This is a genomic window from Kosakonia sp., from assembly GCF_032104925.1.
In the GTDB taxonomy this organism is placed as follows: domain Bacteria; phylum Pseudomonadota; class Gammaproteobacteria; order Enterobacterales; family Enterobacteriaceae; genus Kosakonia.
The window spans coordinates 82,441-94,789 of record NZ_DAMCGF010000006.1; the positions used below are offsets into that span (position 1 = coordinate 82,441).

Below are 12,349 nucleotides of genomic sequence, written 5' to 3' on the forward strand. Positions count from 1 at the left end.
CAGTTACAGCGCGGCGGGGGGCAGTGTTTTGATGATCTGCGCCGGGTTACCGCCGACGATCACATTGGGTGGTACATCTTTGACCACAACCGCACCGGAAGCAATCACGGCGTTATCCCCGATTGTGACGCCAGGATTAATCACCGCTCGCCCGCCAATCCAGACGTTATGGCCAATGGTGACGGGCTTTCCATATTCAATGCCGCTTATGCGTTCAGCGGCATCAACCGGATGCGTTGCTGTGTAAATATGCACGCCAGGTGCCAGCATGCAATTGTCGCCGATGTGAATAGGGCAGACATCGAGCATCACGCAATCAAAATTAGCGTAAAACGACTTACCGAGGAAAATATTGTACCCATAGTCACAGCTGAAACTGGGTTCAATGTAAGCATCTTCACTTTTACCAAGCAGATCTTTGAGAATGGCTTTGCGTTCACCTTTTTCCTCAGGGCCTGAATGGTTATAGCGATGAAGCAACTGCCGGGCGCGCAGACGGTCGGCACGCAAGGTTTCATCAGACGGGCGATAGGGCAGGCCGGCTGTCATTTTTTGTTTTTCATCATTCATTGGGAGCGGATACACCTGTCACCAAGGTTGAACGCCATGTTGCGGTAGAAAAATCTTCGATAAACATTCAGGATAATTAGCGCACAAACTTCCACACGGAGGAGGGGATTTTGTCATAAAGCTTATTCATGGTCAGTTCTGCCAGACGATGATCCGCTGCTGAATAAAACACCGCGAGTTCCTCGTCGGGAAGTTCATATTTATTTTTTTCAATTACACGTTCAAGGGTATCAATTGTCTGACAGCGTCTTAAACGCATCAAATAATCAATTTTTGTTAATGGTTTTTCGGACATACCTTCACCTTAGTGTTGAAAAATTAACAAGAGTGGCTAACAGGATTAGCCTTGCTTACATTGACGAAACTGCGGAACAGTTTGTTACCTGTTTTACGCCATTTCTGTAAGTCGTGTGTATTTATGCCATAGCTGCTGAACAACATAAACGTATCGTCGAGGTATTCGTCTATCAGTTCAATCAGCTTATTATCTTCATTGTACTTAATTTTATAATTAAGTGCGAAAGTGGCTATGTGTTCTATCAGCTCGTTTAACTGCAAATTGATTGCTGAAGTAGGATCGTTAACCCACCCATGATGGCTCTCTTCAAGATTAACGAGGCAATCATGGTACAACGTTTCGCAGAGAAATTTGAGCTGCGCAATATCATGCCTTTTCGGCGAGTATTCGTCCATAACGCATCCCCTTCTGAGTGGTAATTTTTTTACTAACCAAACGCTGTTTCAGGATGGGAAACTTCTGCTCTGACCAGAGACACAGGCTGCTTTATGATGTTGATATAACTATAAGCTAGTCTGAATAGGATTTCATGGTGCCATCATGAAAAATTACAAATAATATGTTTTTCTGCCCAAAATGGACGAAATAGCAATCGACTCAATGGAGATAAAATGTCGCGGATATGCGTTTTATTGTTCGCGCATCCTTATGATTCATTAAGTTAGCGCAATTGAGATTATTCCTCAAATGGGAATATTTTTATACCAGGATTTTTCTGACTTAATCTGATTGTACCAGCTAATTAAGAGTATTACCTGGCGATCAAAGTTTTATCCCAAATACACAGTAATTATATGCTTATATTTGCAGCATAAAATAAACAAACAGACAATAAATGCTTTTAATGGCCGTTTATGGACGAATGCGTTGATGTGAAAAAGGCCGCTAAGCGCGGCCTTTTCTAATATAGAGACTGAGAAACTTACTGCTGCTCAACCTTGTGGCTATGTTCGATATCTTCGCTGCGGCGGCTAAAGCGGCGGCGGACCACCACAAAGAACACCGGAACAAAGAAGATAGCCAGTACGGTTGCGGTGATCATGCCGCCCATTACGCCGGTACCTACGGCGTTCTGCGCGCCGGAACCTGCACCGGAGCTGATAACCAACGGCAGTACCCCGAGGATAAACGCCAGAGACGTCATCAGAATCGGGCGCAAACGCATACGTACTGCTTCGAGCGTCGCTTCTATCAGCCCTTTACCCTCTTTATCCATCAGATCCTTGGCGAATTCGACGATAAGTATCGCGTTCTTCGCCGACAAGCCAATGGTTGTCAGCAGGCCTACCTGGAAGTACACGTCATTGGTCAGGCCACGGAAAGTCGCCGCCAGCAATGCGCCAACTACCCCCAGTGGCACCACCAGCATGACCGAGAACGGAATCGACCAGCTCTCATACAGTGCCGCCAGACAGAGGAAGACCACAATCAGCGAAATGGCGTACAGCGCTGGCGCCTGGTTACCGGAGAGACGTTCCTGGTAGGACATCCCCGTCCAGTCATAGCCGATGCCGGTAGGCAACTTGCTGGCCAGTTCTTCCATCATTGCCATTGCTTCACCGGTACTTTTACCCGGAGCCGCCTGGCCAAGAAGTTCCATTGACGGTAAACCGTTGTAACGTTCCAGACGCGGTGAACCATATTCCCAGTGCGTGGTGGAGAAGGCCGAGAACGGCACCATCTGACCATCGGCTGCACGGACGTACCAGTTACCGATGTCGCTTGGCAGCATGCGGTATTTCGCCTGTGACATCACGTACACTTTCTTCACGCGACCACGATCGATGAAGTCGTTAACGTAGCTCCCACCCCATGCTGCTCCCAGCGTGGTGTTGATATCGCTAATTGAGACGCCCAGCGCCTGCGCTTTTTCCTGATCGATATCGATCTTGAATTGCGGCGTATCTTCAAGTCCGTTAGGACGCACACCGACCAGCAGATCCGGATGCTGCGCGATTTCACCAAACAACTGGTTACGTGCCTGCGTTAACTTCTCATGACCGAGGTTGGCCTGATCGATTAACTGGAAGTCAAAGCCGGTAGCCGTACCCAGCTCGACAATCGCTGGCAGGTTAAAGGCGAAGACCATCGCATCTTTAATTGATGCAAAGTGCGCACTGGCACGACCCGCAATGGCCGGAACCTTGTTCGCTTCACCTGGGCGTTCATCCCAGTTTTTCAGCGAAACGAATGCCAGACCGGTGTTCTGACCGCGACCGGAGAAGCCGAAACCGTTAACGGTAAAGACGGAGTTAACGTTGTCTTTCTCGTTTTCCAGATAATACTTCGTCACTTCATCCAGCACTTTCTGCGTGCGTTCTTGAGTCGCACCCGCAGGCAACTGAGCCATGGTCAAAAATACACCCTGGTCTTCATCCGGCAGGAACGAACTTGGCAGACGCACAAACAGCACCGCCATGCCCGCAACGATAATGATATAGAGCAGTAAATAACGACCGGTGCTGCGCAGGATGTTGCCCACGCTGTCGGTGTAGTGGTGCGTGCTCTTCTCGAACATGCGGTTGAACCAGCCGAAGAAGCCTTTTTTGCCTTCGCCGTGATCGCCTTTTGCGACCGGTTTCAGCATCGTGGCGCACAGCGCAGGCGTCAGGATCAACGCCACCAGTACAGAGAGCACCATCGCAGAAACGATAGTGATCGAGAACTGGCGATAGATAGCGCCGGTAGAACCACCAAAGAAGGCCATCGGGATAAATACGGCTGACAGAACCAGCGCAATACCGACCAGCGCGCCCTGAATCTGCTCCATCGAGCGGCGTGTCGCCTCTTTCGGGGGCAAGCCCTCTTCCATCATCACACGCTCGACGTTTTCCACCACCACGATGGCGTCGTCCACGAGCAGACCTATCGCCAGCACCATACCAAACATGGTGAGGGTGTTTATCGAGTAGCCAAACGCGGCGAGTATGGCGAAAGTACCGAGCAACACCACCGGCACCGCGATGGTCGGGATAAGCGTTGCGCGGAAGTTCTGCAGGAACAAATACATCACCAGGAACACCAGCACGATCGCTTCAACCAGCGTTTTCACCACCTCGTTAATCGAGATTTTAACGAACGGGGTGGTGTCGTACGGGTAAACCACTTTCAGACCGTGCGGGAAGAACGGTTCCAGTTTGGCAATAGTCGCGCGTACTGCCTCGGCGGTATCCAGTGCGTTCGCGCCGGTTGCCAGTTTAATCCCCAGACCCGCTGCCGGTTGACCGTTGTAGCGGGCGATAACGTCGTAGCTTTCGCCGCCCAGTTCGATCTTCGCGACATCACGCAGACGAACCTGCGAGCCATCGCTGTTCACTTTCAGCAGGATTTTGCCAAACTCTTCGGTCGAGGTCAGACGGGTCTGCGCGATGATGGAGGCGTTCAACTGCTGCCCTTTCACCGGCGGTGTACCGCCTAACTGACCAGCCGCTACCTGGGCGTTCTGCGCTTTAATAGCCGTAATCACGTCAACCGGCGTCAGCTGGAAGTTATTGAGTTTGTTCGGATCCATCCAGATACGCATTGCGTACTGCGCACCGAACAGCTGAACATCACCCACGCCTGCTGTACGGCTGACCGGATCTTTAATGGTCGCGCCCACGTAGTCGGCGATATCTTCCTGCGTCATTGAGCCATCGGTGCTGATCATACCGAGAACCATCAGGAAGCTACTGGATGATTTCTCAACGCTAACGCCTTGCTGTTGTACTTCCTGCGGTAACAACGGCATCGCCAGCTGCAGTTTGTTCTGCACCTGAACCTGCGCGATATCCGCATCAGTACCGGAATCGAAGGTGATAGTGATCTGCACCGTACCAGAGGAATCACTGGCAGAGGACATATACAGCAGGTTATCGATACCGTTCATGTTCTGTTCGATAACCTGCGTTACGGTATCCTGCACCGTTTTCGCATCAGCACCTGGGTAGGAAGCCGTGATCTGAATTGCCGGTGGCGCGATCGTCGGATACTGCGCTACCGGCAATTTGAGGATCGAAAGCGCCCCCGCCAGCATGATGATAATCGCGATAACCCACGCAAATATGGGGCGATCGATAAAAAACTTAGCCATGTCTTAACGGCTCCTGTTTAAGTTAAGACTTCGGTTTTTCTGACTGGCCGCCGGCCTGGGCTTGCTCTTTATTGTCAGAAGTCACTTCCTGCGCTTTCACCTGCGCGCCCGGTTTGACTTTTTGTAAGCCCGTGATGATCACGCGATCGCCGGTTTTCAGGCCATCCGTTACGAGCCATTTGTCGCCAATGGCCTGGGTCGCAGTGATATTACGGATTTCAACTTTGTCACCTTCGCCCACAACCATCACCGTTGCATCGCCGCGCGGTGTACGGGCAACGCCTTGCTGCGGAACCAGCATCGCGTTCGGGTTTACACCCTCTTCAAGCCTGGCGCGCACAAACATGCCCGGCAGCAGAGTGTGGTCAGGGTTCGGGAACACCGCACGCAGCGTGATAGAACCGGTGGTCTGGTCAACGGTCACACCGGAGAACTCCAGCGTACCAGTCTGCGAATACTGAATGCCGTCATTGGTGACCAGTTGCACTTTCGCTTTGCCGTTTTCCTGTTTCAGAGAACCATTGGCCATCTCTTGTTTCAGGCGCAGGAAGTCGTTGCTCGACTGGGTTACATCAACGTAGATCGGGTCAAGCTGCTGCACAGTAGTCAGCGCAGTCGTTTGCCCACTCTGCACTAACGCGCCTTCCGTTACGGTCGAGGTACCGGTGCGGCCACTAATTGGCGAGGTCACTTTGGTGTAAGCCAGATTGATACGCGCGCTTTCAACCGCTGCTTTTGCGGCGACAACCGACGCATTAGCCTGCTGTGCATCCGCCTGCGCGGTGTCGTAATCCTGTTGGCTGATGTACTTGGTGCCGAGCAGCTTTTTATAACGATTCACGGTCATCTGCGCGATATTCGCCGCAGCTTGCGCCTTAGCAAGATCGCCTTTCGCGCTGTCGTAAGCAGCCTGATAAGTTGCCGGATCAATCTGATAGAGCGAGACACCAGCTTCAACGTCACTGCCTTCCGTGAAGTTGCGTTTTAAGATAATGCCGCTAACCTGCGGGCGGACTTCTGCGATGCGGTACGCACTGGTTCGGCCCGGCAGTTCTGTGGTGATTTGCAGAGGTTCAGTTTTGACCGTTACGACGCCAACTTCTGGCATCTGGCCTGCTCCCTGCTGCGCAGGTTTTTCGTCACATCCTGTAAGCGCTAAGCTGCCCGAAAGCATCAGAACGACCGCCAGAGGCGTTAACCCTCTGTTTTTGTTCATAAGTAAACCTCGAGTGTCCGATTTCAAATTGATCAATGGATCAATGGCCCAAAAACCCATTGCTGCGTTTATATTATGGTCGTGCTATGGTACAAACATTCACAAATGTATGTAAATCTGACTCCTGTAAATTCACCAACATATGGCACGAAAAACCAAACAACAGGCGCTGGAGACTCGTCAGCACATTCTTGATGTCGCCATGCGTCTATTTTCGCAGAATGGCGTTTCTGCAACTTCGTTGGCTGAAATTGCGCAGGCGGCAGGCGTGACTCGCGGCGCGATTTACTGGCACTTCAAAAACAAGTCGGATTTGTTTAGTGAAATATGGGAGCTATCAGAGTCCAGTATTAGCGATCTTGAGACTGAGTATCGGGCAAAATTCCCCGACGATCCACTCTCTGTATTAAGAGAAATATTGGTTTATATCCTTGAAGCAACAGTTGTTGAAGAACGGCGTCGCTTAATGATGGAGATCATTTTTCACAAATGTGAGTTTGTCGGCGAAATGGCGATTGTGCAAGAAGCGCAGCGGAATTTGTGCCTGGAAAGTTATGATCGAATCGAGCTTACACTCCGCGAATGTATGCAGGCAAAATTGCTGCCGGACAATTTACTCACCCGCCGCGTCGCAGTGCTTATACGCGCCTATATTTCAGGGATTATGGAAAACTGGCTCTTTGCCCCGCAATCTTTTGACCTCAAAAAAGAAGCGCGTGATTACGTTTCTGTCTTGCTTGAGATGTGCCAGCTCTGCCCGACGCTGCGCGCTGAGCCGCACGCGCTCAACGCATGACATTGAAAGCCGCCAGGATTTCTCCTGGAGGCTTCTCACTTCGCTAGGTTGTTGCATAACAGCGTGATATTCTTGCGCGCGTGGCTATTCCGGCCGCCTTCCCGAACAGAAAACGATCGCTCAAATTATGTTGCACAACTATCGCACGCGAAATACGTTCGCCGCTTTTGCCGCCGCATTGTTTCTTGTCTTTATTTGCCTTGCGAGTAACGTCGCCCGGGCGCAGACAACCAACGATTTGCCTTCCCGCACCGATGTGCAAAGCCAGCTTGACGCGCTGAATAAGCAAAAAGAGCACTCCGCGCAGGACAAACTGGTTATCCAGGATTTAACGGAGACGCTGGACACGCTCGACAAAATTGACCGGGTCAAGCAAGAAACCGCGCTGCTCAAGCAGAAAGTCGCACAAGCGCCAGACAAACTGCGCCAGGCAACGGATGCGCTCAACGCGCTTAACGATAAAGACAACGACGACGAGACGCGTAAAACGCTGGCCTCGCTCTCCCTGCGCCAGCTGGAATCCCGCGTGACACAACTGCTGGAAGATCTGCAAACCGCGCAAAACGACTTATCCAATTACAACAGCCAACTGGTGTCATTACAGACTCAGCCGGAGCGTGTGCAGAATTCTATGTACTCCGCTTCGCAGCAGTTGCAGCAAATTCGCAACCGTCTGAACGGCACCGCAGCGGGCGAGGGCGCACTGCGTCCTTCGCAGCAAAACTTGTTGCTGGTACAGCAGGCATTGCTCAATGCGCAGATCGAGCAGCTGCGCAAAAGCCTGGAAGGCAACACGGTATTGCAAGACACGCTGCAAAAGCAGCGCGATTACGTTACTGCGAACAGTAACCGCCTTGAACACCAGCTCCAGTTATTGCAGGAAGCGGTAAACAGCAAGCGCCTGACGCTAACCGAAAAAACCGCGCAAGAAGCGGTCACGCCGGACGAAACGGCGCGTATCCAGGCGAACCCGCTGGTAAAACAAGAGCTGGATATTAACCATCAACTGAGCCAGAAATTGATTGCCGCGACAGAGAGCGGTAACGCGCTGGTGCAGCAGAATATCAAGGTGAAAAACTGGCTCGATCGTGCGTTGCAGTCTGAGCGCAATATAAAAGAACAGATTTCCGTATTGAAAGGCAGCTTGCTGTTGTCGCGTATTCTCTACCAGCAACAGCAGACCTTACCGTCGGCGGATGAACTGGAAGATATGACCAACCGCATTGCGGATCTGCGTCTTGAGCAGTTCGACATCAACCAGCAGCGTGATGCCCTGTTCCAGAGCGATAACTTTGTCGCCAAACTGGAAGAAGGGCATCAGACCGAGGTTAACGACGAAGTCCATGACGCGCTGTTGCAGGTGGTGGATATGCGCCGCGAACTGCTCGATCAACTGAACAAGCAGCTTGGCAACCAGCTCATGATGGCCATCAACTTGCAGGTGAATCAGCAGCAATTGATGAGCGTGTCGAAAAGCTTGCAGGAGATCCTGACCCAGCAAATCTTCTGGGTGAACAGCAATAAGCCGATGGACTGGGAGTGGTTCAAAGCTTTCCCGAAAGCGCTACGCGACCAGATTAAAAGCACCAAAATCACCGTTAACTGGGAAAAAGCCTGGCCAGCGGTGGCCATTGCTTTCCTGGCCGGTTTGCCATTATTACTGATTGCCGGGCTGATCCGCTGGCGTTTGCGCTGGCTGAAAAACTACCAGGCAAAACTTGCCGCCCAGGTCGGGCAATTGCGAAGCGACAGCCAGTTGCATACGCCGAAAGCGATCTTTATCGATCTGATTCGGGCCTTGCCAGTCTGTTTGCTAATCCTGGCAGTCGGTCTGATCCTGCTTACCATGCAGCTAAACATTAGCGAGCTGCTGTGGGCATTCAGTAAAAAACTGGCGCTGTTCTGGCTGGTATTTGGCCTGTGCTGGAAAGTGCTGGAAAAAGACGGCGTTGCGGTCAGTCACTTTAATATGCCCGCCCAGCTTACCAGCCACTGGCGTCGGCAGATTGTGCGTATCAGCCTGGCATTATTGCCGCTGCACTTCTGGTCGGTGGTATCAGAACTCTCCCCGCTGCATCTGATGGATGATGTGATCGGGCAGTTTGTCATTCTGGTCAACTTGCTGGTGATCACCGCGCTGGTATGGCCGATGTTCCGCGAAAGCTGGCGTGATAAAGAGTCGCACAGCATTCGTCTGGTGACGGTCACCGTGCTGGCGATTGTACCGATTGCCTTAATGGTGCTGACGGCGACAGGTTATTTCTACACCACGCTGCGCCTCTCCGGGCGCTGGATTGAAACGGTTTACCTGGTCATTATCTGGAACTTGCTTTACCAGACGGTGCTGCGAGGGTTAAGCGTAGCGGCACGCCGTATTGCGTATCGTCGTGCGCTGGCGCGTCGGCAGAATATGGTGAAAGAGGGCGCAGAAGGGGCTGAACCGCAAGAAGAACCGACCATTGCGCTGGAACAGGTTAACCAGCAAACATTGCGTATCACGATGTTGGTGATGGTCGCGCTGTTTGGCGTGGTGTTCTGGGCGATTTGGTCTGATTTGATCACCGTTTTCGCCTATCTCGACAGCATCACCCTGTGGCATTACAACGGCACTGAAGCTGGTGCGGCGGTGACGAAAAGCGTGACGCTTGGCAGCTTGCTGTTTGCGGTGATTGTCTTTGTGGTGGCATGGGCGCTAATCCGCAACTTACCGGGCTTACTTGAAGTGCTAATCCTCTCGCGGCTGAATATGCGCCAGGGCTCGTCTTATGCCGTCACTACTATCCTTAATTACGTCATTATTGCCGTTGGCGCATTAACCGTGTTCGGCTCGCTTGGCGTCTCATGGGATAAACTGCAATGGCTGGCAGCGGCGTTGTCGGTTGGTCTCGGGTTCGGCTTACAGGAAATTTTCGGTAACTTTGTTTCCGGCCTGATTATTCTGTTTGAACGCCCGGTGCGCATAGGCGATACGGTAACAATTGGGACTTTCTCCGGTACGGTCAGCAAAATTCGTATCCGTGCCACCACCATTACCGATTTTGACCGCAAAGAGGTCATCATCCCGAACAAAGCGTTCGTCACCGAACGTCTGATTAACTGGTCATTGTCCGATACCATCACCCGCGTGGTGATCCGCATTGGCGTGGCCTATGGTTCAGATCTCGACAAGGTGAAAAAAGTGTTGTTGAAAGCGGCGATGGAGCATCCAAAAGTGATGCACGATCCGGAACCGTCCGTCTTCTTCACTACTTTTGGCGCCAGTACGCTGGATCACGAGTTGCGTCTGTATGTGCGTGAACTGCGCGATCGCAGCTATACGGTGGATGAGCTCAACCGCACCATCGATAAACTGTGTCGCGAGAATAATATTGATATCGCCTTCAATCAGCTGGAAGTACACCTGCGTAATGGTAAAGGTGATGAGCTGACAGAAGTGAAGCGTGAGCTAAAAGGTGATGATCCGACACCGTCGGTCGGGCAGTAAAAATGTGGCCCCTCTTACGGAAGAGGGGCAGCCAGTTGTTTATTTTCAAAATCTTTTTTAACAATCTCCAGCGCCTTGAGCACCAGCTCAGGCGCAATATCATGCTGCTCCAGCAACATAATCAAATCCACCGCCAGCTTGACCTCATCCGGGGCATTTTCCAGTGACATTCTCTCTCCTGGGTTAACGGGTTAAGCGCGTCAGCACGCCTTCGATCTTCTCCAGCGCATGGCGGCAACGGGTGAGCCTGCCGGCAAACGCTTCAACTTCCTTCTGCAACTGTTGCTGTTCAACAAGCGTAGTGACCGAGCGCAAACGCTGTTCGCGTTCTTGTTTCATTGCCAGCAGCCGACGCTCATACTCCTGATGCTTCAGGCGTCTGCGCTGCCAGCGTGCGATGCCCGGCGATGCGTGATCCCACTCGCGTAACGACCAGACGGCGCTTTCACGCGTCAACGCCGCGATTTGCGCGGTCAAATGCTCCGCCAGCCAGACCACTTGTTCTACCCGCCCATGTTCAACCGCGTGGCGTAACGCCGCCATATTTGCTGTACTTTCATCAAGATAAGATTGCATCCGCGTACTGCGGGTTTGAAAAAGATGCCTGTCAAAACGGGCGCTAACCGTGGCGTGATGCGCCAGCGGTGCGACCTGCTGGCGTAGCGTCGCGAGTTGTTGTTCCAGCCTCTGTAAAAGCACGGCGCTTTTCACGCGTCTTCCCCCTGTAAATCATCCTGACTGTGCTACATTAGCCGCTCATCCTGATAACGATTCGCATTATGCAACGCACTATTTTAATCATCATAGGCTGGTTGGCGGTAGCCCTTGGTACGCTCGGCGTGGTGTTGCCGCTGCTCCCAACCACTCCTTTTATATTGCTGGCGGCATGGTGCTTCGCCCGCTCTTCGCCGCGTTTTCACCAGTGGTTACTCTACCGTTCCTGGTTTGGTGGCTATCTGCGCCACTGGCAGCAGTACCGTGCGATGCCGCCGGGCGCGAAGCCGCGTGCGATTGCGGTCATCCTGGTTACGTTCGCCATTTCATTATATTTCGTGAACATGCTATGGGTTCGAATTCTGTTACTGATCATTCTGGCCTGTCTGCTTTTCTTTATGTGGCGCATTCCGGTGATTGACGCAAAGCAACAAAAACCATAAAGCGCAGCGAAGGCAGTTGCAATTGTGGCGGACTGCCAGTAAATTCGAGCGTTTTCGAGCACGGGTGCGGCTGATTAAATGTTAATCAGTGGTTACATCAAGCCTTCAACGCGCGTACCGTGAGTAATACCGTTTCTATCAGGCAAAAAATCCATGACAGCGACTGCGCAGCAGCTTGAATTTCTTAAAAACAGCATCAAAAGCATTCAGGATTACCCGAAACCGGGCATCCTGTTCCGTGATGTCACCAGTTTGCTGGAAGACCCGAAAGCGTACGCTCTCAGCATTGAACTGCTGGTTGAGCGTTATAAAAACGCCGGGATCACCAAAGTTGTCGGTACCGAAGCGCGCGGTTTCCTGTTTGGCGCGCCGGTCGCACTCGGTCTGGGCGTCGGTTTTGTACCGGTGCGTAAACCGCGTAAACTGCCGCGCGAAACCATCGCCGAAAGCTATGAGCTGGAGTACGGCACCGATCAGTTAGAGATCCACGTTGATGCGATCCAGCCAGGCGATAAAGTGCTGGTGGTGGACGATCTGCTGGCAACCGGCGGCACCATTGAGGCGACGGTAAAACTGATTCGCCGTCTGGGTGGTGAAGTAACCGACGCCGCATTTATCATTAATCTGTTCGACCTCGGCGGCGAACAGCGCCTGCAAAAACAGGGCATTACCAGCTACAGCCTGGTGCCGTTCCCGGGGCATTAATCGCGCTGTTTACACCAATTACCTCCATTCCTCACGCCTGAGGGATGGAGT

Annotated in this window: 11 protein-coding genes; 4 read left to right on the top strand and 7 right to left on the bottom strand. The window is 52.1% G+C overall.

Annotated elements, in window-relative coordinates; translation table 11 throughout:
• Nucleotides 1–3: 3 nt before the first annotated feature.
• The 5 genes from maa to acrA all read right to left on the bottom strand — a co-directional run bounded on the left by maa (nucleotide 4) and on the right by acrA (nucleotide 6,156).
• Nucleotides 4–570: a maltose O-acetyltransferase gene (gene maa / locus RT644_RS13960; RefSeq protein WP_313627086.1), complete on the bottom strand. Its 567-nt coding sequence runs from the start codon at nucleotides 568–570 to the stop codon at nucleotides 4–6.
• A gap of 76 nt (nucleotides 571–646) precedes the next feature.
• Nucleotides 647–865, bottom strand: coding sequence for an HHA domain-containing protein (locus tag RT644_RS13965; RefSeq protein ID WP_017459990.1), 219 nt, complete (start codon nucleotides 863–865; stop codon nucleotides 647–649).
• Nucleotides 866–888: 23 nt separating this feature from the next.
• Nucleotides 889–1,263, bottom strand: coding sequence for an Hha toxicity modulator TomB (gene tomB / locus RT644_RS13970; protein ID WP_017459991.1), 375 nt, complete (start codon nucleotides 1,261–1,263; stop codon nucleotides 889–891).
• Nucleotides 1,264–1,790: 527 nt separating this feature from the next.
• On the bottom strand, nucleotides 1,791–4,940 hold the full coding sequence (gene acrB / locus RT644_RS13975) for a multidrug efflux RND transporter permease subunit AcrB (protein ID WP_097406263.1): 3,150 nt from the start codon (nucleotides 4,938–4,940) through the stop codon (nucleotides 1,791–1,793).
• Nucleotides 4,941–4,962: 22 nt separating this feature from the next.
• A complete protein-coding gene (gene acrA, locus RT644_RS13980) occupies nucleotides 4,963–6,156 on the bottom strand; it encodes a multidrug efflux RND transporter periplasmic adaptor subunit AcrA (RefSeq protein WP_045509162.1) in 1,194 nt (397 codons plus the stop codon).
• Nucleotides 6,157–6,298: 142 nt separating this feature from the next.
• Between acrA and acrR the strand changes: the two genes are divergently transcribed.
• On the top strand, nucleotides 6,299–6,952 hold the full coding sequence (gene acrR / locus RT644_RS13985) for a multidrug efflux transporter transcriptional repressor AcrR (protein WP_045509160.1): 654 nt from the start codon (nucleotides 6,299–6,301) through the stop codon (nucleotides 6,950–6,952).
• A gap of 127 nt (nucleotides 6,953–7,079) precedes the next feature.
• Nucleotides 7,080–10,436, top strand: a complete 3,357-nt coding sequence (gene mscK / locus RT644_RS13990; protein ID WP_020456811.1) for a mechanosensitive channel MscK — start codon at nucleotides 7,080–7,082, stop codon at nucleotides 10,434–10,436.
• 14 nt (nucleotides 10,437–10,450) lie between these two features.
• Here the strand turns inward: mscK and rsmS are convergent, their stop codons facing one another.
• Together rsmS and priC are read right to left on the bottom strand one after the other, a co-directional pair.
• Complete coding sequence (gene rsmS / locus RT644_RS13995) at nucleotides 10,451–10,606, bottom strand: pleiotropic regulatory protein RsmS (RefSeq protein ID WP_020456812.1); 156 nt, start codon at nucleotides 10,604–10,606, stop codon at nucleotides 10,451–10,453.
• 13 nt (nucleotides 10,607–10,619) lie between these two features.
• Nucleotides 10,620–11,147 carry a primosomal replication protein N'' gene (gene priC, locus RT644_RS14000; RefSeq protein WP_020456813.1) on the bottom strand — a complete coding sequence of 176 codons (528 nt, stop codon included), beginning with the start codon at nucleotides 11,145–11,147 and terminating at the stop codon, nucleotides 10,620–10,622.
• Between the two features lie 68 nt (nucleotides 11,148–11,215).
• Here priC and RT644_RS14005 point away from each other — a divergent pair, with 68 nt between their 5' ends.
• Together RT644_RS14005 and apt are read left to right on the top strand one after the other, a co-directional pair.
• Entirely contained in the window at nucleotides 11,216–11,593 is a 378-nt protein-coding gene (locus RT644_RS14005; RefSeq protein WP_020456814.1) for a DUF454 family protein, read from the top strand.
• Nucleotides 11,594–11,746: 153 nt separating this feature from the next.
• Complete coding sequence (apt, locus tag RT644_RS14010; protein WP_017459999.1) at nucleotides 11,747–12,298, top strand: adenine phosphoribosyltransferase; 552 nt, start codon at nucleotides 11,747–11,749, stop codon at nucleotides 12,296–12,298.
• Nucleotides 12,299–12,349: the final 51 nt, after the last annotated feature.

What these genes read in the sequence shown, in the direction of transcription:
- maa (WP_313627086.1), bottom strand. Translation starts at nt 570, where the DNA reads ATGAATGATGAAAAACAAAAAATGACAGCCGGCCTGCCCTATCGCCCG.
- RT644_RS13965 (WP_017459990.1), bottom strand. Translation starts at nt 865, where the DNA reads ATGTCCGAAAAACCATTAACAAAAATTGATTATTTGATGCGTTTAAGA.
- tomB (WP_017459991.1), bottom strand. Translation starts at nt 1,263, where the DNA reads ATGGACGAATACTCGCCGAAAAGGCATGATATTGCGCAGCTCAAATTT.
- acrB (WP_097406263.1), bottom strand. Translation starts at nt 4,940, where the DNA reads ATGGCTAAGTTTTTTATCGATCGCCCCATATTTGCGTGGGTTATCGCG.
- acrA (WP_045509162.1), bottom strand. Translation starts at nt 6,156, where the DNA reads ATGAACAAAAACAGAGGGTTAACGCCTCTGGCGGTCGTTCTGATGCTT.
- acrR (WP_045509160.1), top strand. Translation starts at nt 6,299, where the DNA reads ATGGCACGAAAAACCAAACAACAGGCGCTGGAGACTCGTCAGCACATT.
- mscK (WP_020456811.1), top strand. Translation starts at nt 7,080, where the DNA reads ATGTTGCACAACTATCGCACGCGAAATACGTTCGCCGCTTTTGCCGCC.
- rsmS (WP_020456812.1), bottom strand. Translation starts at nt 10,606, where the DNA reads ATGTCACTGGAAAATGCCCCGGATGAGGTCAAGCTGGCGGTGGATTTG.
- RT644_RS14005 (WP_020456814.1), top strand. Translation starts at nt 11,216, where the DNA reads ATGCAACGCACTATTTTAATCATCATAGGCTGGTTGGCGGTAGCCCTT.
- apt (WP_017459999.1), top strand. Translation starts at nt 11,747, where the DNA reads ATGACAGCGACTGCGCAGCAGCTTGAATTTCTTAAAAACAGCATCAAA.